Origin of the sequence: Pseudonocardia sp. WMMC193, assembly GCF_021728735.1 — a bacterium.
Lineage (GTDB): Bacteria > Actinomycetota > Actinomycetes > Mycobacteriales > Pseudonocardiaceae > Pseudonocardia > Pseudonocardia oroxyli.
Genome location: NZ_JAKKDO010000003.1, coordinates 1,863,168 through 1,884,988, shown reverse-complemented (window position 1 = coordinate 1,884,988; position 21,821 = coordinate 1,863,168). Strand labels below are relative to the sequence as shown.

Below are 21,821 nucleotides of genomic sequence, written 5' to 3'. Positions count from 1 at the left end.
CCATGACGACCGCCGCCCGCCGCGTTGCCCTGCGCGCCCTGCTCGACGCCGCCGGGCTCGACGGCCTGCTGGTCACCGACCTGCTCAACGTGCGCTACCTGACCGGGTTCACCGGCTCCAACGGGGCGCTGCTGCTCACCCGGGACGGCGCGCTGTTCGGCACGGACAGCCGCTACACCGCACGCGCCGCCGTCGAGGTCCCGGACCTGGAACCGCTGATCGAACGCGGGACGGTCGCGGCGCTGGCCGCGCGCGCCACCGGCCGGATCGGCTTCGAGTCCGACGCCGTGACCGTCGAGGGCCACGCCGCGCTCGCGGCGGTCACGGACGCGGAGCTGGTCCGGGCCCCGGGCCTGGTCGCGCAGCTGCGGGTGGTGAAGGACGAGACCGAGATCGCGGCCCTGCGCCGGGCCTGCGCGATCGCCGACCAGGCCCTGACCGACCTCCTGCACGGCCCCCTGGAGGGCCGCACCGAGCGTGAGATCGCCCTCGACCTGGAGTTCCGGATGCGGACGCTCGGCGCGGACGGGCCCGGCTTCGACTCGATCGTCGCCGCGGGCGCGCACTCCGCGATCCCGCACCACGCCCCGTCCGACACCCCCGTCGCCGCGAACGACCTGCTCAAGCTGGACTTCGGCGCGCTCGTCGACGGGTACCACTCGGACATGACGCGCACCGTGGTCGTCGGGCGGGCGGCGGACTGGCAGCGGGAGCTGTACGCGCTGGTGCACGCGGCCCAGGCCGCGGGCTGCGCGGCCGTCGAGCCCGGGGTGGCGACGAAGGAGGTGGACGCCGCCTCGCGGGACGTCATCGTCGCCGCGGGGCGCGGAGAGTTCTTCGTGCACGGTCTGGGGCACGGGGTCGGGCTGCAGATCCACGAGGCGCCCGCGCTGTCGGCGTCGTCCGCCGACGTGCTGGAGGCCGGCATGTGCGTGACCGTCGAACCGGGCGTCTACCTGCCCGGACGCGGCGGGGTCCGGATCGAGGACACCCTCGTCGTGGACGGCGAGACCCTCACCGGGTTCCCGAAGGAGCTGCTCGAGGTCTGACCGGTACGCTGGGGCCATCCGCCGTGTGCGGTCGTACCGGTTCCACGGGAGCGACCCCGCGCGCGTCCCCCGGCGAACCGAGTACGAGGAGAGTCCCGCACGTGGCCACGACGAACGACCTGAAGAACGGCCTGGTGCTCAACCTGGAGGGCCAGCTGTGGACCGTCCAGGCGTTCCAGCACGTCAAGCCCGGTAAGGGCGGCGCCTTCGTGCGCACCACCCTGAAGAACGTGATGACCGGCAAGGTCGTCGACAAGACCTTCAACGCCGGCACCAAGGTCGACACCGCGACCGTGGACCGTCGCGACATGACCTTCCTGTACAAGGACGGCCAGGACTTCGTGTTCATGGACGGCGACACGTTCGACCAGCTCAACATCCCCGCGTCGGCAGTCGGTGACAACGCGAACTACCTGCTGGAGAACCAGGTCGCGCAGGTCAGCTTCCACGAGGAGGCGCCGCTGTTCATCGAGCTGCCGACCTCCGTCGAGCTGGTCATCAGCCACACCGACCCGGGCCTGCAGGGCGACCGCTCCACCGGCGGCACCAAGCCCGCCACCCTGGAGACCGGGGCCGAGATCCAGGTGCCGCTGTTCCTCGAGACCGGCACCAAGGTCAAGGTCGACACCCGCGACGGCCGGTACCTCGGCCGCGTCAGCTCCTGACGTGCGGGCTCGCACCAAGGCCCGCAAACGCGCCCTCGACATCCTGTTCGAGTCCGAGGCGCGGGGGGACGACGCGCTCGCGGTGCTGACCCAGCGCCGCGAGACCGACGACGCCCCGCCCGTGTCGGACTACGCGGCGATGCTGGTCCGCGGCGTCGTCGCGCACAGGGAGCGGATCGACCAGCTGCTGGCGGAGCACGCCGAGGGCTGGACGGTCGCCCGGATGCCCGCCGTCGACCGCACCCTGCTGCGGATCGGCATCTACGAGCTGCTGTGGGTGGACGAGATCGACGACCCGGTGGCGATCACCGAGGCGGTCGAGCTCTCCCGCACCCTGTCCACGGACGACAGCCCCCGGTTCCTCAACGGCGTCCTGGGCCGCATCGCCGACATCGCCCCGCAGCTGCGCGCGACCCTCTGATCCGCGGCTCCGCCGCTCGTGCGCGGGAAGTGGTGCTCTGGCACCACTTACCGCGCACGGGTGCCGTAGGCGCTCTGGGCTCGGGCGAAGAGCCCCGGGGCCATGCCGTGCACCTTGGCGCCCAGGGTGAGCCAGCGCGGGGTGATCACCTCGGGGCTGCCGCGGCGGACCGCCCGCAGGATCTCCTCGGCCACGTGGTCGGGGGAGACCGGGCGCGGGAACGGCCTGCGCTCGGCCCCGTGGAACGGGGTGTCGACGATCCCCGGCAGCACCGTCGTCACGCCGATCTCGGGGACCTCCGCCCGCACGGCGTCCGCGTACCCCCGCAGGCCGGCCTTCGTCGCGGAGTAGACGGCCTCGCCCGCCACCCCGAGCGCCGCGATCGACGCCACGAACACCAGGTGCCCGCGTTCCGCGCGGAGCCCGGGCAGCAGTGCCCGGGTGAGCGCGATCGGGGCCCGCAGGTTCACGTCCAGCAGGGCGTCCGCGGTCTGCCCGGGGCCGATCCCGGCGCTGTGCACGACGAGCGCGGGCGGGCCCGGGAGCGCCGCGACCAGCGCCTCCACCCCGTCGGCCAGATCGGCGACCACCGCCTGCCCGCCGACGCGCTCGGCCACCGCGCGCAGCCGCTCCGGGTCGCGACCGGTGACGACGAGCCGCGCCCCGTCCCCCGCCAGCCGCAGCGCCACGGCCCGCCCGATCCCCGACGACGCCCCGGTCACCAGGGCGAGCCTGCCGTCGAGCCTCATCCGGGGGCCAGGTCGTGTCCGCCGCGCCCGGTGGCGAGGCGCTCGGCGTCGAACTCGTGCAGGAGGTGCTCGCCGCGCCAGGTGATGAACGTGATCCCGGCGATCACCACGACCGCCGCGAGGCACTGCCCGGCCAGCAGCGCGGGGGAGGAGTCGAGCCGCTCGCCCAGCCAGTACACACCGATGAGCACCGCGACCACCGGATCGGCGCTCGTGATCACCGCGACCGCGGGCGAGACCATGCGGCCCTGCTGGAAGGTGTTCTGGGACAGCAGGAAGCCGATCGGCCCCAGCACGCAGACGGCGTAGAGCGTGGCGTGGTGGAAGGGCTCGAGCAACCCCACCGCCAGCTGGCCGGTCAGGACCTTCATCAGCCCCGCCGTGACCCCGTACATGATCCCCGTCGCCAGCGCGAGCGCGAGCACCCGCGACGGGTGCCGGGACGCCGACGCGTAGACCAGGCACCCCACGACGGCCGCGGCCAGCGCGATGGCCAGCGGCAGCCCGTTCCAGACGTCGATGTGCTCCTGGGCGCCGGGGATCGGCCGGGCCAGCAGCAGGAACGCCGCGATGCCCACGGCGCAGAGCAGCGCGCCCAGCAGGATCAACGGGTCCGGACGCCGCCGCGACATCAGGGAGGAGAACGCCGCGGCGAACACCACCCCGGTGACCAGCAGCGGCTGCACGACCGCGATCGCCCCGAACGAGAGCGCCACCAGCTGCAGGACCAGGGCCACGATCGTCGAGAACAGGCCGAGCAGCCACATCGGCCTGCGCAGCAGCCGGGTGAGGAGCCGCGGGTCGAGTGTGCCCGCCGTCTCGACCTCGTGCGTGGCCCGTTGCTGCGCGGCCGTCGCGAGACCGAACCCGGCCGCGCCCAGCACGGCGGCCGGGACCGCGATCAACAGGTCGCCGTTCATCCTCACCCCCCGTGGACGCCCCCCGGATGCATACACCTCAACGACCGGATGAGGCCGGCGGGTATTCCCCCGATGTCGGGAACGACCGCCGTGTCCACGGTGATCCCGATGCAGGTGTGGCGCCCCCAGTGCAGCGCTCCGACCGCCAACCCGACGCCGTCCGCCAGCGGGAGCACCGGTGCCACCTCGGTGATGAGGCCCCCGCGGATGTGCAGCGGGCGCCGCGCCCCGGGCATGACCGACGCGATCAGGTGAAAGAACCGTCTGCCGTAGACGAGGCGGACGAGCGGGGCCTGCAACGGCCCGGGCAGCAGACCCAGCCCGGCCAGCACGGCGGCGGCCCCCTCCGGCTGCCCGGCGGCGGACCCTCTGGCCAGCGCCCGCTCGACGGCGGCGACCCGGTCCGCGGGTGACATCGGCCCGGTGGGGAGGTCCAGCGCCACGGCGGCGGTGCGGTTGCCGTCCGCGCGCGTCCCCGTGGCGGCCCGGGTGCGGGTGGTCAGCGGCACCATCGCGCGGGTGCGGGCGGGCACGCCGAGCTGCTCGTGCAGGGTCTGGGCGAGCGCCGCGAGCACCACGACGGTCGTCCCGACGCCGCGGCCGCGCGCCGCGCGGCGCACCTCGGCGCCGTCGAGGGTCACCGACAGTCGGCGCGGCGCCGGCTGCGAGGTTCCGACCAGCGGCGATCGTCCCGCGGGCCGCTGCAGCGCGAGGCTCGCGATCCCGCGGGCGACGGTGAGCCCGTGCCGCAGCCGGGCGGTCCACGGGGTGGACGCGTCCGTGGCGGCGGAGCGGCGCGCGGCCGGTGTGCCCGCGCCGTCGTCGGTGAGCAGCCGGATCAGGCCGTCGGTGACCGCGAGGCCGTCGCCGAGGGCGTGGTGCACCCGGGCGAGGACGTGGTGGGTGCCCGCCGCGGGATCGTGCGCCACCTGCAGCTCCCACCCCACCGTGGGGTCGAGCGCGTCGGCGAAGAAGGCGGTGGTGGCGGCGTCGACGTCCGGGAAGTCCGCCGCGGAGTCCGGGCCGATGCGCCACACGGTCGGCCGGACGTGCCGCGCCGGGTCCGGGGCCGGGACGTGCCGCCAGCGCAGCGGCCGCCCGGGTCGCGCGGGCTCCAGGACCCGGTTGAGCAGGGTGTTCTGCGGCGCCCGCGCCCGGACCAGGGCCGCGAGGGCGGCCGGCCAGCCGTCCGCCGGCGCGCCGGCGACCGTGATCCGGGCCCCGACCTGCTGCGGGACCGCGGCCGTCGAGGCGTGCAGGAACAGCGCGTCCGGGGCTCGGACCCGGCTGAACCCGCCCGTGTCGGGCTCCGTCCGGGTCGCCGGGAGGAGCTTCCCACCCCTGCGGAGCACCCCGGACGGGGGGCGAGGTCGGGTTCGGGCGGCGGCGGCGAGATCGGCGTCCAGGTCGTCGGACTCCGCGCGGCGCCGCAACGTCTTCACCACGATGGCGTGCTCCTCCGGGTCGGCCAGGGCGCGGACCGCCGCGGCGACGCCCGCCCGGCCGTGGACGACCCGGGCGAGGCCCTCGGCCTCCAGCACGGCGGCGTTGGCCCGGCCGTGGCCGGGGAGGGGATCGGCCAGGACGAGCGGGCGCGCGCAGGCGAGCGCCTCGAGCGCGGTGGCACCGCCGCCGTTGGTGATCACCAGGTCGCAGGCCTGCGTGGCCGCCGCCGGGTCGTCGATCCAGTCGACGGCCCGCACCCCCGCGACACCGGCGAGCCTGCGCCGCAGCGAGTCCACCCGCCCGGCGCTGACCAGCACGTCCGCGCCCCCGTCGACGGCGCCGCGACAGATCGCCTCGACGTCCCCGAAGGCCAGCGACCCGCAGGAGACCAGCGCGACGGGCCGCTCCCGCGCAGGCGACGTCCCCGCGGGGGGTGCGAACGCCGCGACCACGGGGAGAGCGGCCACCCGCACCGGTGCGCCCGGGGCGGCGCGGTCCAGCAGCCGGGCGCCCTCGGCCGTGCTCACCAGGTGCAGGTCCAGGTCGGCCGACGCCCACAACGGGTGCGGTGCGGGGTCGGTGACCAGGGCGACCGTCGTCATGGGGGCGCGACCGAGGCGGCGTAGCCGGGCCAGCCCGGTGATCCCCTCCGGGAACACGGCGACCACGAGGTCCGGTCGCACGGACTCCAGGACCGGGGCGAGCCTGCGTGCGAACACCCGGCCGATCACCGCGCGGGTGCCCGCGCGGAAGAACGGGACGTGCCACAGCAGCTGGAAGTACAGCTCGTACAGCCAGGGCAGGTACCGGACGCAGCCCGCGTAGACCGCCCGGAACAGGGGGCCCGAGCGGTCGCCGAGGGTCTCGGTCCAGGTCACGTCGGCGGCGGGCCAGACCCGCCGCGCGCTCTCGTCGACGGCCCGGGCCGCGGCGTGGTGCCCGGCGCCCATGCTGCCGGTGACCAGCAGTAACTTCATGTAGGATGTCCAGTGTGGAGGGTCGGGTTCTGGTCCTGAGCGCGCCCGTCGGGGAGGGGCACGTGGCCGCCGCGCGGGCGCTGGCGGCGCGGATGCGGGAGCGGTGGCCCGGCGCCGAGGTGCACGAGGTGGAGAGCACCGCGGGGCCGCTGCGCGACCGCCTGTTGCGGGCGAGCTACGCCGCCACCATGCGGGTCGCGCCCGCGCTGTACGGCCTGGGCTACGACCTGCTGGTCCGGCACCCGCGCTTCGCCCGGCTCTGCAAGCGGGTCGCCGCCGCCCGGCTCGGCCGGTCGCTGGCCCCGCTGCTGCGCGCCGAGCACCCGGACCTCGTCGTCTCGACGTACCCGATGATCTCCGGCGGCCTCGCTTGGCTGCGGGCCCGGGACCGGCTGTCGGCCCGCACGGTCGCGGTGGTCACGGACGTCGCCGTGCACCCGTTCTGGGTCTGGGCGGGGGTCGACGAGACCTGGACCCTGCTGCCCGCCTCGCGCGCCCAGGCCGAGGGGATCGAACCGGCGGCGGACGTCCGGGTGGCGGCCCCCGCCGTCGACCGGCGGTTCCAGCCGGGGGACCGGCTCGCCGCGCGGCGCGCGCTCGGCCTGCCCGAGTCCGCGTTCACGGTGCTGGTCACGGGCGGGTCGCTGGGGTTCGGCGGGCTCGAGGGCGTGGTCGACGCGGTGCGCGCGGGCGGCGCCGAGGAGATCGTGGTGCTGTGCGGGCGCAACGAGGGCCTGCGCCGCCGGCTGCGGGACCGGGCGACCGCGCTGGGCTGGACCGACCGGGTCCCGGAGCTGGTCACGGCCGCGGACCTGGTCCTGACCACGGCGGGCGGCATGATCGCGAGCGAGTCCCTCGCCGTCGGCACCCCGGTGCTGTTCGCGATGCCGGTCCCGGGCCACGGCGTGGCGGGCGCCCGGATGACCGAGGCCGCCGGGTTGGGCGTCGTCTGCCCGCGCGCCGAGGACGTCACCGAGACCATCCGCAGGCTGCACGCGCATCCCGAGGAGCGCGAGGCCCTGGCGGAGCGGGCTCGTGCCTACAGCGCGCACACCCTGGACGAGGAGCTCACCGGTCTCGCGGCACGCCTGTCCTGAGCCCGCATCGTGGCTCCACAATGCGTGTGTGGAGCGGGCTAGCCCACGCGCAGCGGGCGCGGGGCGCCCATGCGGAACGTGAAGCCCTCGCCCTTCATGGAGCGGTGCAGCCACCACAGCGAGACGCCGATGCCCACCGCCACCAGCGAGTAGCTGCCCGCCGTGGACACCATCAGGAAGTTCCCGACCGTCTGGGTGGCCAGCACCGCGAGCGTGGTCACCCCGTTGACCAGGAAGACCGCGGCCCACAGCAGCGAGACCTTCCGGAAGAAGCTCTTCATCGTGGGGTGCTCGGTGAGCGCGTCCGGGAAGGCGCAGAAGTCGTCCGCCAGCCGGGCGAGCAGCGGCTGCTTCAGCCCGAGGGTGAGGACCAGCAGCCCGGCGAACACGAAGTTCTGCACCGTGGGCTGCAGGAAGTACAGGAAGGCCGAGTGCGTCCACAGCCCGACGGCGGTGCGGACCACCAGCAGCGTCGTCGTCAGCCAGAGGACGGCGGGGACCTTGCGGCGCAGCACCAGCCGCCGCCCGATCGCCAGGCCGGACCAGCACAGCGCGCCGATGACCCCGGCGTCGAACCCCGCGTGGGTGAACAGGATCCAGAACAGGACCAGCGGGATCAGCGTGGATTCCAGCAGGGGACGGCCCGCGTGGCGCACGAGTGACCCGAGCGACGGGAGGTGGATCAGCGTGCGGTGGTCCGGCATGCACATCCTTATCGGGCTCAGTCCTGTGCAGTGGGGGCGTGGCAGTGCCGGAAGTGTAGCGGTCCGGGTCACGGGGAGATAACGGCATCGGTGCCCGATGTGTGCTCGCCGTGACGCCCCGGACCGTTACCCCCATCAGACGCTCACGGCCGCCCGGATGGACTCCCGCAGCGACCCCATGGTCGCCATCACCGCGGACGGCTCGTACCCGCAGTGCGCCATGCAGTTCGCGCAGCGCTCGTCCTTGCCGCGCCCGTAGGCCTCCCAGTCGGTGCCCTCGACGAGCTCCCGGTAGGTCTTCACGTGCCCGTCGTCGAGCAGGTAGCAGGGCTTCTGCCAGCCCAGCAGCGAGTACGACGGGATCGCCCACGCCGTGCAGTCCAGGTCGACCTTGCCCTCCAGGAAGTCCAGGAACACCGGCGAGTGGTTGAGCCGCCACTTCTTGCGGCGGCCGTCCCCGAAGGCCTTCTTGAACAGCTCCCGGGTCTGCTGCACGCCCAGGAAGTGCTCCTGGTCGGGGGCCTTCTCGTAGGCGTACCCGGGCGAGATCTGCATCAGGTCCACGCCGAGCTCGTCGTTGAGGTAGTCGAGGACGTCGATGACGTCCTGCGGGGTGTCGGTGTCGAAGAACGTGGTGTTGGTGTTGACCCGGAACCCGGCCTCCTTGGCCATCCGGATCGCCTCGACCGCCTGGTCGAACACGCCCTCCTTGCTCACCGACTCGTCGTGCCGCTCGCGCAGCCCGTCGATGTGCACCATCCACGCGAAGTTCTTGTGGGGGGTGAAGCGGTGCAGGTGCTTGGGCAGCAGCACCGCGTTGGTGCACAGGAAGACGATCTTGTTGAGGTCCAGCAGCCGCTGGACGATCACGTCCATCTCCTTGTGCATGAGCGGCTCGCCACCCGCGATGGACACCATCGGCGCCCCGCTCTCGACGATCGCGTTCACGGCCTGCTCGACCGGCATCCGCTGCTTGAGCAGGTGCGCGGGCTGCTGGATCTTCCCGCAGCCGTTGCACTTGAGGTTGCAGGCGAACAGCGGCTCCAGCTCCACCAGGAGCGGGAACTTGTCCACGCGCTTGATCTTCTGCTTCATCAGATACGTGCCGAGTCGGATGGACTGGCGCATCGGCATGCCCACTAGAGGACCTCCTTGGGAAGCGTGAAGACGACGTCCTCGGTGCCGGTCGTCCGCGTGGTGACGGCGGCCGGGCCCAGGGCGGACAGGAAGGCGACGACCTCGTCGACCAGCTCCGGGGGCGCGGACGCCCCCGCGCTGACCCCGACCCGCGCCGCTCCGGGGAGCCAGCCGAGGTCGATCTCGCCGACGTCGTCGACGAGGTGGGCGGGGACCCCGGAGCGGCCTGCCACCTCGGCCAGCCGCCGCGAGTTCGACGAGTTCTCCGAGCCGACGACGATCACGAGGTCGACGTCGGCGGCCACCGCGCGGACGGCGCGCTGGCGGTTCGTGGTGGCGTAGCAGATGTCGTCCCGGCGGGGCCTGCCGATGGCGGGGAACCGGGCGCGCAGCACGTCGGCGATCCGCTCGGCCTCGTCCACGGCGAGGGTGGTCTGCATGGCGTAGGCGACGCGCTCCGGGTCCGGGACGGTCAGCGTGCGCGCCATCGCCTCGTCCTCGACCACGACGACGTCCGCGGGCGCCTCGCCCACCGTGCCCTCGACCTCCTCGTGGTCGGCGTGCCCGATGAGCAGCACGGTCTCGCCGCGGCCCGCGTGCCGTTTGACCTCGGCGTGCACCTTCGCCACCAGCGGGCACGTCGCGTCGATGACGGCGAGCTCCCGCTCTTCGGCCTGCGCCCGGACCGCGGGTGACACGCCGTGCGCTGCCAGCACGGCGTGCGCCCCGGCGGGCACCTCGTCGAGCTCCTCGACGAACACCGCGCCGCGCTCGGTGAGCCTGCGGACGACGTGGGCGTTGTGCACGATCTGCCTGCGCACGTAGACGGGGGCGCCGTAGCGGTCGAGCGCGCGGTCCACGATGTCGATCGCCCGCTCGACGCCCGCGCAGAAGCTCCGCGGCTCGGCGAGCACGACCTCGCGCGGCCGCACGGCCGCGAACCAGTCGCCCAGCACGGGGGCGGCCCGGCGCAGGGCCCGCAGCGCCGTGAAGCCGCGGGTGACGGTCCCGGGGGTGACCAGGGGGGTGTCGGGGGTGTCCACGATCGCCCGGACGACGGCGAACGGCCCGCCCGCCGCCGCCTCGGCCAGCCAGCCGGACTCCATGTCCACGGCGAGGTGGCCCTCGCGGCCGAGCTCCGCGCGTCGGGCGCCGTCGACGACGGTCGGCGAGGAGACGATCGGCCCCAGGTGCACGGTGAGCCCGGCCCGGCGCAGCGCCCCCGCCAGGGCCGCGGCGGTGGGGATCGGGACGGGCGCGCGGAAGTCGGTGAAGTGGATCTCGGAGGCGACCACGAGGTCGCCCGGCCGGACACCCTCGGTCAGCGCTCCGGCCACGCCCGCGACCAGCACGGGCCGGGGGCCCGCGGAACCGATCCACCGCGCGGCCGCGGCCGACCGCACGGGCCCGAACCCGGTCCGCACCACCCGCGCGGACGCGGCGAGGCCGCGCAGCGCCACCTGCTCGACCGTGAGCGGGGCGCAGACGACCGGGGGCGCGAGCCCCACGGCACCGAGCGGGGCGCTCATTCGCCCACCTCCTGCACCCAGCGGCCGAGCGCGCTGACCGGGAAGGTCATCCGGTAGAGCCGGTAGCGGATGTAGAAGGCGCCGGGGAAGCCGGTGCCCGTGTACGGCTCCTCCTCCCAGCTGCCGTCGGGGAGCTGGGTGTCCATCAGGAACCGGACCGCGCGGCGGGCCTGCGGCGAGTGCGCCTCGCCCGCGGCGACCAGCGCGAGCAGCCCCCACGCCGTCTGGGACGCCGTGGACTCGCCCCGCCCGCGCCACGCCGGGTCCTCGTAGGAGCGGATGTCCTCGCCCCAGCCGCCGTCGGGGTTCTGCATCCGCGCCAGCCACCGCACCGCGCGCCGGATCGCCGGGTCGTGGCGGGACACACCCGCCGCGACCAGCGCCGGGACCACCCCGCCTGTCCCGTAGACGTAGTTGGTGCCCCAGCGGCCGAACCAGGAGCCGTCCGGCTCCTGGTGGGCGAGCAGCCAACGGACCCCCCGGTCGCAGGCCTCGGTGCCGGTCAGGCCGCTGTGCGCGAGCATCTCGACCACGTGCGCCGTGACGTCCGCGGACGGCGGGTCGATCACCGCGCCGAAGTCGCAGAACGGCAGCTTGGTGACGAGCTCGCGGGTGTTGTCCGCGTCGAACGCGCCCCACCCGCCGTCGGCGGACTGCATGCCGACCGTCCACGCGATCCCGCGCGCGACCGCGTCCTCGACGGGCACCCCCGCGACCCGGCGCAGCGCCAGCACGACCTCGGCGGTGTCGTCGGTGTCGGGGTAGCCGTCGTTGTCGAACTCGAAGGCCCACCCGCCGACCGGCAGGTCGGGGCGGCGCACCGCCCAGTCCCCGCGGACCCCCTGGACCTCCTCGTCGAGCAGCCAGGTCGCGGCCCGGACGACGTCGGGGTCGTCGGCGGGGACGCCGGCGTCCAGCAGGGCGGTCACCGCCAGGCAGGTGTCCCACACCGGGGACTGGCAGGCCTCCAGCATGCGGGTGGTCCCCTCCGGGGTCTCCTTGCGCACGAGGAACCGGTCGAACCCGGCGATGCCCGCCTTCATCGCGGGGTGGTCGAGCGGGTAGCCGAGCAGGTGCAGCGCGATCAGCGAGTACACCCACGGCGGCTGGATGCCGCCCCAGCTGCCGTCGGCCTCCTGGCGGGCCAGGATCCACTCGGCGCCGCGGCGCATCGCGAGCCGCCGCAGCGGCCCGAGCGGCTTGCGGGCGTAGGCGTGCAACCCCACGTCGAGCCGCTGGAAGGCGCCCGCCCAGGTCCAGGGCTTGGCGAAGGGCTCCGGCGCGGTGCCCGTCCGCAGCGCGTCGACCCCGAAGGGCAGCGGCCGAACCGGCTTCAGCGTGGCGACGATGGTCAGCGGCACGACGGTCTGGCGGGCCCAGCAGGACCAGTCGTAGACGTTGAGCGGGAACCACGGCGGCAGGAAGATCAGCTCGGGGGGCATGTTCGGCAGGTCGTCCCAGGACCAGAGCCCGAACAGGGCCAGCCAGATCCGGGTGAACACCCGGGACCGCTCGATCCCGCCCTCCGCGCGCACGAACTCCTCGGCGCGGCGCAGGTGGGGGGCGTCCGCCGGATCCCCGGCCAACCGCAGCGCGACCCAGGCCTCGATCGTCGTCGAGAGGTCCCCGGGACCGCCCGCGAAGGTCGCCCAGGTCCCGTCCGCGCGCTGCTGGGAGCGGATCCAGCGCGCCGCCTCGGCGGTCTCCTCCGCGGTGCGGATGCCGAGGAACTCCCGCATCAGCAGGTCCTCGGCGTCCATGGTCACGTTCGTCTCGAGGTCGCCCTGCCACCAGCCGCGCTCGTCCTGGATCGACCGCAGGAACCCGACGGCGGCGTCGAGCGTCTCCCGGGCCGTGCGGGTCGGGGTGCGGGTGGCGGTGCGGGTCGGGGTGCGGCTCTCCGGTGCGGTGAGCGTCATCAGAACTCCCTGTCGATCAGGTGGTGGCCCAGCGCGAGCAGCTCGGCGTGCGGTCCGGCGGCGAGGCCCGCACCGGCGAGGGCCCGTTCGGCGGCGACCATCCGGCGTCGGGCCTCGGCGCCTGCCCACTCCCGGCCGCCGCCCCGCTCGACGAGGTCCGCGGCGGCCCGCAGCTCGGCGTCTGTCTGCTCGCCGGTGTGCGCGAGCCACGCGGCGAGCTCGCGGCCCGCCGCGCCCCCGCGCTGCACCGCGAAGGTGACGGGCAGGGACTTCTTGCGCGAGCGCAGGTCCGACAGCACCGGCTTGCCGGTCACCGCGGGGTCGCCCCAGATCCCCAGCAGGTCGTCGACCAGCTGGAACGCCATCCCGACGGCCATCCCGTAGTCCGACAGCCCCCGGACCGCCGCCGTCGGGGCGCCCGCCAGCACCGCCCCGATCGCCGCGCTGGTGGCCAGCAGCGAGCCGGTCTTGCCCGCGGCCATCGTGAGGCACTCGTCCACGCCGACGTCCGCGCGCCGCTCGAACGCCACGTCCTCGGCCTGGCCCCGGATCAGCTCCCGGGTGGTGACGGCGACCAGGCGCGCCGCCGCCGCCGCGTGCGGGGAGCGGTCCTCCAGCAGGACCTCGGTCGCCAGCGCCAGCAGCCCGTCGCCGCACAGGATCGCGCTCGCGGCCCCCCACCGGGCCCAGACGGTGGGGCGGTGGCGGCGTTCCCGGTCGCCGTCCATCAGGTCGTCGTGGACCAGGGAGAAGTTGTGCACCAGCTCGACGGCCACGGCGCCCGCCAGCCCGGTCTCCGCGGGTGCCCCGGCCGCGGCCGCCGAGAGCAGCGCGAGCGCGGGCCGGACCGCCTTGCCGCCGCCGCGGCCCGGCGAGCCGTCGGCCTCGACCCAGCCCAGGTGGTACTCGGCCTGCTCGCGGCTGGAGACGTCCAGCCGGGCCACCGCCGCGCGCAGTGCCGGGCCGACCGTCTCGCGGGAGCGGGCCAGCAGCGCCGGGACGTCGACCGGTCCGGGTCGGGACGGGTCGTCGCAGAGGCCGGGTCCGTCCACGGTCACGGTGTCGGGGGTGCTCATGCGGGAACCTCCACGTCCACTCGGTCGGTCTGCAGGAGTGCCTCGGCGGCGTGCGCACCGGAACGGACGGCGCCCTCCATGGTCGCCGGCCAGCCGGTGGCGGTCCACGCGCCCGCCAGGTAGAGGCCCGGGTGGGCGGTGCGGGGCCCGGGGCGCCGCGCCGCCTGGCCCGGGGCGCCGCGGAAGGTCGCGTGCGGCTCGCGGGTCACGAAGGACTCCAGCACCCGTGCGTCCCGGGCCGCGGGCAGCAGCGCCGCCAGCGCCGGGACGAAGTGTTCCCGCAGCTCCTGGGCGGTGCGGGGGAGGAGGTCGTCCGCCGCGGACAGCGAGACGGCCAGGTACTGCGCCGCCGGGCCGAACACCGCCGCCGCGCCCGACTGAGCCGTCCGGTCGAACACCCACTGCACCGGGCTGTCGACGCCCGCGACGAACGGTTCCGCGAGGACCCGCCGGTCGTAGACCACGTGGACGTTGACGATCGGCGTCGAACCCAGCTCGGTGCCCAGGTCGTCCTCCACCGTCCCCGCGGGCAGGATCCGCACCGCGGCCGCGGGCGGGACGGCCACGACGACGCGGTCCACCGCGGTCTCCTCCCCGGCGCCGGTCTCGATCAGCCAGGCCCCGCCCGCGCGGCGGAGCCCCGTGACCTTGGTGGACCGGCGGATCTCGACGCCGGCCGCGGTCAGCGCGCGGTGTGCGGCGTCGTCGTGCAGGGCGCCGAGCGGGGCGGTGGCCCAGCCGATGTCCCCCGCGTCCGCGCGGTCGAGCAGGCCGAGCTGGAAGACGGTGGCGGCGAGGGCCAGCGAGGCGTCCTGGGCGCGGGCGTTGAGGGTGGCGATGCCGACGACGTCCCACAGCACGTCGACGGCCCGCGCGCCCTGTCCGTGGGCGGCGAGCCAGGCGCCGAAGGAGACCGCGTCCACGGCCGGGTCGTCCCGGTCGACGCGCCCCAGCGCGAGGGCGGCGCGGACCAGCCCGAGGCGCTCGCGTGGGCTCAGGTGCCCGTACCGCAGCAGCGCGTTCGCGAGGTGCAGGGGCGCGGGCAGCGAGCTGCGGCGCAGCCGGGCGCTCCGGGTCGGCGAGCGGACGGCGATGTCGAGGCGGTCCTGCAGCGTGACGAGGTGCTCGGCGCCGATCCGGTGCAGGAAGCGGCGGTAGGCGGTGCAACACCGCAGGAAGACGTGCTGTCCGGTGTCGACGTCGAGGTCGCCGCGGCGGAAGGACCCGGCGACCCCGCCGAGCCGGGCCCGGGCCTCGAGCAGCACGACGTGCGCCCCCGCGTCCGCGAGCGCGAGCGCGGCGGCCTGCCCCGCGAGCCCGCCGCCGACCACCCCCACCCGTGAGTGGCGATAGTCGCCAGGGCGACCATCGCCACTCACTGGGTGGGGGGTGCTCACGAGCGGCCCATCAGCGCGCGGGCCGCGACGACGAGCTTGGCCCCACCGGACAGCGAGCGCCGCCCGGTGTAGGTGGAGGCGGGGTCGGCGGCGATCTCGTCGAGCAGCCTGCGGTAGATGCCGGCCATCGCCCCGGCGCAGGCGGCGGAGCGCCGGTCGAGCAGCGGGAGCAGCGCCAACCCGTCGGCGTACCAGCCGCGGGCGCGGTCGGCGGCGAAGCGGACGTAGGCGGCGAGGGCGCCGTCGGGGTCCGCGAGGGCGCCGTGCTCGTCCAGGCGCAGGTCGACGCCGAACCGGGCGAGCTCGTCGGTCGGCAGGTAGACGCGCCCGTTGAGCAGGTCCTCGCGGACGTCTCGCAGGATGTTGGTCTGCTGCAGCGCGATCCCGAGACGGTCGGCGTACCCGCTCGCCCGCGCGTCCGGCCGCGACCCGAAGATCCCCAGGCACAGCCGCCCGACCGAGCCCGCGACCTGACGGCAGTAGATCTCCATGTCCGTGAACGTGGCGTGCGGTCGGGCGGGCTCGCCGGTCCGCTGCGCCTCGTCGTCCATGCGGGTGTCCGCCTCGACGCCGTCGACCAGCTCGTCGAAGGCGCCGAGCGGGATCGGGTAGCGGTGCACGGCCGCGTGCACCCCGACGAGCACGGGGTCCGTGGGATCCGGCTCGCCCGCGCGCATCTGCTGCACCGACACCCGGATGCGTTCGAGGGCCGCCAGCTTCGCCTCGGCGGTCGCCGCGCCCGGGACGTCTCCGTCGCCGATGTCGTCGATCCGCCGGGCGAGGGCGTACACGGCGGACAGGGCCGCGCGCTTGGGGGCGGGGAGCAGCCGGATGCCGTAGGAGAAGTTGCGGGCCTCGCGGCGGGTGATCTCCTCGCAGGCGGCGTAGGCGGCGGGGAGGTCTCGGGCGTAGTCGCGGCGGTCGGTGGTGGTGGGGACGGGGTCGGTGCGGGACGTGTCCGTCATGGGCGGCTCGCTCTCACGGCCCGGGGGAGGTGGCGCAGGACGTCTCGTCGGCGGCTGTGGGCGGCCTCCTCGGCGCGGCCCAGCACGTCGCCGTCCACCCGCCGCAGCGCGTCGACGGCGGCGCGGCCCCCGGCGACGTACCCCGCCACGGCGAGCCGGGCCCAGCCGCGCAGCGCCCCGACGACGGCGGCGCCCTCGTCGAGCAGCCGTTCCGCGCGCTCCGTCTCGTACAGGACGAGCCCGCGCAGTCGGGTCGTCGCCACCGGGCGGTCGAGCTCCTCGACCGCCACCCCGAACGCGTCCAGGTCCTCGGCGGGCAGGTAGACGCGGCCCCGGGCCCGGTCCTCCCGGACGTCCTGGCAGTGCTCCAGGACCTGCAGGGCGGTGCAGACGGCGTCCGACGCGCGCAGGACGGGGGAGGCGGGATCGGCGGGTGCGGCGCCGAACAGGGCGAGCACGATCCGGCCGATCGGGTCCGCGGACAGCGCGCAGTAGCCGAGCAACGCGTCCCAGGTCGGGTAGCTCGCGACGTGCTGGTCCTGCACGTTCGCGGCGATCAACCGGTCGAACGGCTCGGTCGGGAGGTCCGGGGCGTCCCGGGCCAGGGCGGCGAGGACGGGGGACCGGGGTCGGGGGGAGTGCAGGTCGGCGCGGAACGCCTCCAGGGCGGCCACCCGCTCGGCCGGTGTGCCGGGCCCCTCGTCGCCCAGGTCGTCGATCGTGCGGACGACCGCGTAGACGGCCCGCAGGCGGGTGCGGTGCCGGGTGGGCAGCACCCGGAGCGCGACCGGGAAGTTCTCGGCGGCCTCGGCGGACCGCAGTCGGGCGCCCGACGACGCGGCGGCGGCGTCTGCCGTCCCCGCGGTGTCACCGACCGCGTTCCCCCGGACCACGCCATGATCGTGTCGCAGTTCCGGCGAGGGGGCTTGCCCGATTCCCTCAATTCTCTCGGGTACGAATTGTCACGCGCGCACAAATATGTCGCACAGGTTGCCACGATGGGCGTAGAACCTCCGGTGTGGACAGCGCCCCCGTAACACCCGACCGGCTGGTGGAGGCCCTCCTGGGCCGCGTCCCCGCCGTCATGCAGGAGGTCGGCGCCGCGCTGTTGCCCGAATGGCCCGATTATGCGCGATTTCTGGACACGAACCGTGACGAAGTCGCCGCGGCCGCCGTGCACGTGGTGCATCGGCTCGTCGGACCCGAGGCGGCCGAGGGCATCGGGATCGGCGAACAGGAGCTGTTCGAGGAGATCGGCCGGATGCAGTGGCGGGAGGGCCGAGACGTCTCCAGTCTGCTCTCCGCGTTCCAGCTCGGCGCCCGGGTGTTCTGGCGGCACGTCGCGGAGGTGGCCGTGGCGCTCGACCTCGGGCCGCGGCCGCTCGCGACCCTCGCCGAGGGCGTGTTCGCGTTCGTCGACCGGCTGTCCTCCTCCGCCGCGCACGGGTTCGTGCTGGAGCAGTCCGAGGCCGCCGTGGCGCGGGAACGGCTGCGCGAGGAGCTCGTGGACCTGTTGCTGTCCGACCGCGCCACCGAGGCGGCGGTGGCCGCGGCGGCGGTGCGCGCGCAGTGGCAGGTCCCCGAGCAGGTCGCGGTGGTCCTCGTGCAGGACGACAGCCTGCTCGGCCACGGCGTGCTGTCCCGGTTCGACCCCGGCACGCTGCTGATCAACCGGGTGCGGCTGCCCGGCGCGATCGTGCCCGATCCCGCCCAGGGCGGACGCAGGCAGCGGCTCGCCGACCTGCTGCGCGGGACCCGCGCCGTCGTCGGGCCCACGGTCACGCCGGACCGGCTCCCGGCGAGCCTGCACATCGCCGAGGTGGCGGCGCGGCTGCAGCGCTCCGGCGTGCTGCCCGAGGACCCGGTCTTCGCGGAGGAGCACCTGGACGCGATCATCGTGCACCGGGACGCGCGGCTGCTGGAGGTGCTGCGCGCCCAGGTGCTCCGCCCGCTCGAGGGCGCCGCCCCCGCCTCCCGCGAGCGGCTCTGCGAGACCCTGGTCTCCTGGTTGCGACATCTGGGTGATCGCCAGGCCATGGCCGCGGAGCTGCACGTCCATCCGCAGACGGTGCGCTACCGCCTGGCGCGGCTCTACGAGCTCTTCGGGCCCGGACTCGACGATCCCGACCTGCGCGCCCGCCTGCTGCTGGCGCTGGCCTGGGGTGCCCCCCGGCTGCCGGGAGTCGACCCGAACCGGTGAGCGGTCGCCCACGCAGGGTGAACAGCCGTTCGCCGGGAGTGACACATTCCACGGTCGTGCAGGCCACTCCCACGTTGCCGTAGCGCGCGCGTGAGCGCACGGTTGAAGGACCGTCGTGCAACCGTCGCTCCCGAGAGGACCCTGACGTGCGTTCCCCGTGGTCGGGCGAGAACGAGCAGCCCCACGAGACACCGGCGCCGCGTTCGGCGCCCGCGGACCCCTTCCCGCGTCGCCGGACCGACCGGGTCGAGCGCGCGACGGGCGTGCTGGTCGCGGCGGGCGCCCTGCTCGCCGTCGTCCTGGCGGTGCTGACCTCGGTGTCGCTGCACGGCAGCGGTGTGCGCCAGGCCGCGAACGACGCCGTCGACCGGGTCGCGGTCACCGCGACGTTGACGGCGCCCGTCGAGGCGTCGCCCGGGCTGGACGCGACGATGAGCCCCGGGGTGGGTGCCGCGGTGCCGGCGACCTGGACCGCCCCCGACGGGTCCCTGCAGACCGGCACCGTCCCCGTGATGGGCCCGCAGCCCGCGGGGTCGTCCGTGCCGATCTGGGTGGACCGGACGGGCGCGCTCGCCCCGCCCCCGGTGACCGCGACCCAGGCGGCGGTGACCTCGGTGGTCGGCGGCCTGCTGGTGCTGTTGGCGGGCGGTCTGCTGCTGGCCGGCGTGCGTGCCGGTGTGCGCGCCCGGTGCGCCGCACTGAACCACCGGGCCTGGGCCCGGGAGTGGGCCGAGGTCGGGCCGCGGTGGGCGGCGGGGGCGGGATTCTGAGCGGGGTGGGGTGCCTGCTGACGCTTGGGAGGCCCAAGCGCCGCTGAGTGACGCTTGGGACGCCCAAGTGTCACTGCCGGGCGCGGCCTGTTGACGCTTGGGACGCCCAAGCACCGCTGAGCGACGCTTGGGACGCCCAAGCAGCACTGCCGGGCGCGGCCCGCTGACGCTTGGGACGCCCAAGCGCCGCTGAGTGACGCTTGGGACGCCCAAGCAGCACTGCCGGGCGCGGCCCGTTGACGCTTGGGACGCCCAAGCACCGCTGAGCGACGCTTGGGACGCCCGAGTGGCACCGGGCGCCGAGCGCGACCTACGGCGTGAGCACCCCGTCGAGGTAGAGCCAGGCGCCCTTCTCACGGACGAACCGACTGTGTTCGTGCAGGTCGCCCGCCGAGGAGTGGGCGCGGAACTCGACCGTGCCTTCCGAGTCGAACAGCCCGCCGCGGTCCACGGCCAGCACGTCCAGCCGGGTCCAGCGCTGGTCGGGGACCAGGGCGATGTGCCGCGGCCGGGTGCTCGGGTGCCAGGTCCGGCGCAGGTACGCCTCGTCGCGGACGGCGAAGGCGCTGTACCGGCTGCGCATCAGCCGCTCGGCCGTCGGCGCGAGGTCGCCGGCGTGGAAGCGGCCGCAGCAGGCGGCGTAGGGGTCACCGAGACCGCAGGGACAGGGTGTCATGCCGGGCCCGCCCCGCCGGAGGCCACCGCGGTGAACGCGACCGGCGCCGTCCACCCGCGTTCGGCGTAGGCCGCGGCCACCGCGCCGCCCACCCGGTCGACGTCGGCCGCCTCGACCAGCCCGATCACGCAGCCGCCGAACCCGCCCCCGGTCATCCGGGCGCCGTGCGCGCCCGCCCGTTCCATGACCTCCTGGGCGACGTCGACGTGCGGGACGGTGATCGCGAAGTCGTCCCGCATCGACGCGTGCGACGCGCTGAGCAGCGGCCCGATGCCGCGGGGGTCCGCGCCCGCCGTGAGCCGGTCGACGACCTCGAGCACCCGGGCGTCCTCGCTCACCACGTGCCGGGCGCGGCGGCGGAGCCGCTCGTCGGTCAGCCGCTCGACGGCGTCGAGCGTCGCGTCCCGCAGCGCGGGCACTCCGAGCTGTTCGGCGGCCTCGGCGCAGTCCGCGCGGCGCTGCCCGTACTGCCCGTCGACCAGCTGGTGGGGCGCCCGCGTGTCGACCACCAGCAGCGCCAGGCCGTGCTCGGCGAGGGGGAAGGGCACCAGCTCGACGGCGTCCGTGCGGGTGTCGAGGAACACCAGCCGCCCGGCGGCGCCGTGCATGGCGGCCATCTGGTCCATGCCCCCGGTGGGGGCGCCGACGAACTCGTTCTCGGCGCGGCGGGCCAGCCGGGCGAGCTCGGTGCGGCCCAGGTCCAGGCCGCCGAGCTCGGCGAGGGCCACCGCGACGGCGCACTCCAGCGACGCCGACGACGACAGCCCCGCCCCGACCGGTACGTCCCCGTCGACGTGCAGGTCGAGGTCCGGCACGGCGTGCCCCGCCTCGCGGAAGGCCCAGAACACCCCCGCGACGTAGGCGGCCCAGCCCGTGACGTCACCGGGCGCGACCGTGGCGGCCGCGAAGGTCACCGGGTCGTCCTCGCGGCTCGACCGCACCACGGACCGCTCGGCCGGTTCGACCGTGACGACGGTGCGTTGGGCGAGGGCGAGGGGCAGGACGAACCCGTCGTTGTAGTCGGTGTGCTCGCCGATCAGGTTGACCCGTCCGGGCGCGGCCCAGCGCTTCACGCGAGGTCCCGCAGGCGCGCCGCGACGTCCTCGGGGGTCGTGTCGTTGATGAACACGCCCATCCCGGACTCGGACCCGGCCAGATACTTGATCTTCGTGGGGGTGCGCAGGATGGAGAACAGCTCCAGGTGCAGGCGCGCGAGGTGCCGGTCCTGGCGCACCGGCGCCTGGTGCCACGCGGCGATGTAGGGCAGCGGGCGGTCGTGGAAGCGCTCGAGCCGGGCGAGGACGTCGAGCCAGACCTCGGCCAGGTCGGCGCGCTCCTCGGCGGTCAGCTCGGGCAGGTCCTTCACGTCCCGGTGCGGGTAGAGGTGCACCTCGACCGGCCAGCGCGCCGCCACCGGGACGAACGCCGTCCAGTGCGCGGACGAGACGACCGCCCGGGCGCCCGAGCGCTCCCGGTCCAGGATGTCCGCGTACAGGTCGCCGCGGGTGCGCACGCGGTAGCGCCGCGCCGACTCCAGCTGCTGTCGGGTCCGGGGCGTGACGAACGGGTAGCCGTAGATCTGTCCGTGCGGGTGGGCGAGGGTCACCCCGATCTCCGCGCCCCGGTTCTCGAACGGGAACACCTGCTCGACGCCCGGCAGCAGGCTCAGCTCGGCGGTCCGGTCCGCGAGGGCGTCGACGACGAGGCGGACGCGGTCGGCGGGCAGCCCGCCGAACCGACCGTCGTGGTCGCTGGTGAAACACACCACCTCGCACCGCCCGACCCCGCCGGAGAACGACGGGAAGCGGTTCTCGAACGCCACCACCTCGTAGTCCGGGGTGGGCACCTCGGTCTCGCGGCCGGGGATGGTCGGGCACAGCGGGCAGTGCTCGGCGCCGCCGGACGGCTGGAACGTGCGGGTCTGACGGTGCGAGGCGATCGCCACCCACTCGTCGAGCAGCTCGTCGTAGCGGATCTCGGAGACGGTGTGGACCTGCGGCAGCCCGCGGTGGTCGACGCCCGCCACCCGCCCCGGCTCGCGGTCGTACCAGAGGATCTCGCGGCCGTCGGACAGCTTTCCCGAGGTGCGGGTGGTCATGGGGGTCGCTCCGAGGTCGTGCGGGT

20 protein-coding genes are annotated in these 21,821 nt (G+C 75.2%); 6 read left to right on the top strand and 14 right to left on the bottom strand.

Translation table 11 applies throughout. From position 1 onward, the window contains the following. The first annotated feature begins 2 nt into the window (after positions 1-2). From L3X23_RS10435 to nusB, 3 genes are all read left to right on the top strand, one after another. Positions 3-1,049, top strand: a complete 1,047-nt coding sequence (locus tag L3X23_RS10435; RefSeq protein WP_237192023.1) for a Xaa-Pro peptidase family protein — start codon at positions 3-5, stop codon at positions 1,047-1,049. A 101-nt stretch (positions 1,050-1,150) separates the two neighbouring features. Then, positions 1,151-1,714: an elongation factor P gene (efp, locus tag L3X23_RS10430; RefSeq protein ID WP_093078130.1), complete on the top strand. Its 564-nt coding sequence runs from the start codon at positions 1,151-1,153 to the stop codon at positions 1,712-1,714. A gap of 1 nt (position 1,715) precedes the next feature. After that, positions 1,716-2,135, top strand: a complete 420-nt coding sequence (nusB, locus tag L3X23_RS10425; protein WP_093078127.1) for a transcription antitermination factor NusB — start codon at positions 1,716-1,718, stop codon at positions 2,133-2,135. Positions 2,136-2,182: 47 nt separating this feature from the next. Here the strand turns inward: nusB and L3X23_RS10420 are convergent, their stop codons facing one another. The 3 genes from L3X23_RS10420 to L3X23_RS10410 are packed head-to-tail and all read right to left on the bottom strand — an operon-like array spanning position 2,183 to position 6,227. Further along, positions 2,183-2,884 (bottom strand): SDR family oxidoreductase, encoded by a 702-nt coding sequence (locus L3X23_RS10420; RefSeq protein ID WP_237192022.1) that lies wholly within the window; start codon positions 2,882-2,884, stop codon positions 2,183-2,185. Beyond that, positions 2,881-3,804: a DMT family transporter gene (locus L3X23_RS10415; protein WP_237192021.1), complete on the bottom strand. Its 924-nt coding sequence runs from the start codon at positions 3,802-3,804 to the stop codon at positions 2,881-2,883. Before L3X23_RS10415 ends, L3X23_RS10420 begins: the two co-directional genes overlap by 4 nt. A gap of 2 nt (positions 3,805-3,806) precedes the next feature. Further along, a complete protein-coding gene (locus L3X23_RS10410) occupies positions 3,807-6,227 on the bottom strand; it encodes a WS/DGAT domain-containing protein (protein ID WP_237192020.1) in 2,421 nt (806 codons plus the stop codon). A 14-nt stretch (positions 6,228-6,241) separates the two neighbouring features. Here L3X23_RS10410 and L3X23_RS10405 point away from each other — a divergent pair, with 14 nt between their 5' ends. Further along, positions 6,242-7,324: a glycosyltransferase gene (locus L3X23_RS10405; RefSeq protein ID WP_237192019.1), complete on the top strand. Its 1,083-nt coding sequence runs from the start codon at positions 6,242-6,244 to the stop codon at positions 7,322-7,324. A 38-nt stretch (positions 7,325-7,362) separates the two neighbouring features. Here L3X23_RS10405 and L3X23_RS10400 read toward each other — a convergent pair whose 3' ends face one another. The 8 genes from L3X23_RS10400 to L3X23_RS10365 all read right to left on the bottom strand — a co-directional run bounded on the left by L3X23_RS10400 (position 7,363) and on the right by L3X23_RS10365 (position 16,944). After that, the gene (locus L3X23_RS10400) at positions 7,363-8,028 is read right to left on the bottom strand and encodes a VC0807 family protein (protein ID WP_237192018.1); all 666 of its coding nucleotides are present in this window, start codon (positions 8,026-8,028) and stop codon (positions 7,363-7,365) included. Between the two features lie 135 nt (positions 8,029-8,163). Then, positions 8,164-9,168, bottom strand: a complete 1,005-nt coding sequence (gene hpnH, locus L3X23_RS10395; RefSeq protein WP_237192017.1) for an adenosyl-hopene transferase HpnH — start codon at positions 9,166-9,168, stop codon at positions 8,164-8,166. Further along, complete coding sequence (gene ispH, locus L3X23_RS10390) at positions 9,168-10,694, bottom strand: 4-hydroxy-3-methylbut-2-enyl diphosphate reductase (RefSeq protein ID WP_237192016.1); 1,527 nt, start codon at positions 10,692-10,694, stop codon at positions 9,168-9,170. Before ispH ends, hpnH begins: the two co-directional genes overlap by 1 nt. Continuing rightward, positions 10,691-12,613 carry a squalene--hopene cyclase gene (gene shc / locus L3X23_RS10385; RefSeq protein ID WP_237192015.1) on the bottom strand — a complete coding sequence of 641 codons (1,923 nt, stop codon included), beginning with the start codon at positions 12,611-12,613 and terminating at the stop codon, positions 10,691-10,693. The genes ispH and shc overlap by 4 nt, the downstream gene beginning before the upstream one ends. Next, positions 12,613-13,689, bottom strand: coding sequence for a polyprenyl synthetase family protein (locus tag L3X23_RS10380; RefSeq protein WP_237192014.1), 1,077 nt, complete (start codon positions 13,687-13,689; stop codon positions 12,613-12,615). Before L3X23_RS10380 ends, shc begins: the two co-directional genes overlap by 1 nt. Beyond that, positions 13,686-15,026: a hydroxysqualene dehydroxylase HpnE gene (gene hpnE, locus L3X23_RS10375; RefSeq protein ID WP_237192013.1), complete on the bottom strand. Its 1,341-nt coding sequence runs from the start codon at positions 15,024-15,026 to the stop codon at positions 13,686-13,688. Before hpnE ends, L3X23_RS10380 begins: the two co-directional genes overlap by 4 nt. 56 nt (positions 15,027-15,082) lie before the next feature. Continuing rightward, complete coding sequence (locus tag L3X23_RS10370) at positions 15,083-16,051, bottom strand: squalene/phytoene synthase family protein (RefSeq protein ID WP_237192012.1); 969 nt, start codon at positions 16,049-16,051, stop codon at positions 15,083-15,085. Beyond that, the gene (locus L3X23_RS10365) at positions 16,048-16,944 is read right to left on the bottom strand and encodes a squalene/phytoene synthase family protein (RefSeq protein ID WP_237192011.1); all 897 of its coding nucleotides are present in this window, start codon (positions 16,942-16,944) and stop codon (positions 16,048-16,050) included. Before L3X23_RS10365 ends, L3X23_RS10370 begins: the two co-directional genes overlap by 4 nt. A 125-nt stretch (positions 16,945-17,069) precedes the next feature. Here L3X23_RS10365 and L3X23_RS10360 point away from each other — a divergent pair, with 125 nt between their 5' ends. Continuing rightward, positions 17,070-18,251: a CdaR family transcriptional regulator gene (locus L3X23_RS10360; protein ID WP_237192010.1), complete on the top strand. Its 1,182-nt coding sequence runs from the start codon at positions 17,070-17,072 to the stop codon at positions 18,249-18,251. Between the two features lie 146 nt (positions 18,252-18,397). Further along, positions 18,398-19,021 carry a hypothetical protein gene (locus L3X23_RS10355; RefSeq protein WP_237192009.1) on the top strand — a complete coding sequence of 208 codons (624 nt, stop codon included), beginning with the start codon at positions 18,398-18,400 and terminating at the stop codon, positions 19,019-19,021. A gap of 310 nt (positions 19,022-19,331) precedes the next feature. Here L3X23_RS10355 and L3X23_RS10350 read toward each other — a convergent pair whose 3' ends face one another. The 3 genes from L3X23_RS10350 to galT are packed head-to-tail and all read right to left on the bottom strand — an operon-like array spanning position 19,332 to position 21,795. Then, complete coding sequence (locus L3X23_RS10350) at positions 19,332-19,697, bottom strand: YchJ family protein (RefSeq protein ID WP_237192008.1); 366 nt, start codon at positions 19,695-19,697, stop codon at positions 19,332-19,334. After that, entirely contained in the window at positions 19,694-20,770 is a 1,077-nt protein-coding gene (gene galK / locus L3X23_RS10345) for a galactokinase (protein ID WP_237192007.1), read from the bottom strand. The genes L3X23_RS10350 and galK overlap by 4 nt, the downstream gene beginning before the upstream one ends. Beyond that, complete coding sequence (gene galT / locus L3X23_RS10340; RefSeq protein WP_237192006.1) at positions 20,767-21,795, bottom strand: galactose-1-phosphate uridylyltransferase; 1,029 nt, start codon at positions 21,793-21,795, stop codon at positions 20,767-20,769. The genes galK and galT overlap by 4 nt, the downstream gene beginning before the upstream one ends. Between the last annotated feature and the right edge of the window lie 26 nt (positions 21,796-21,821).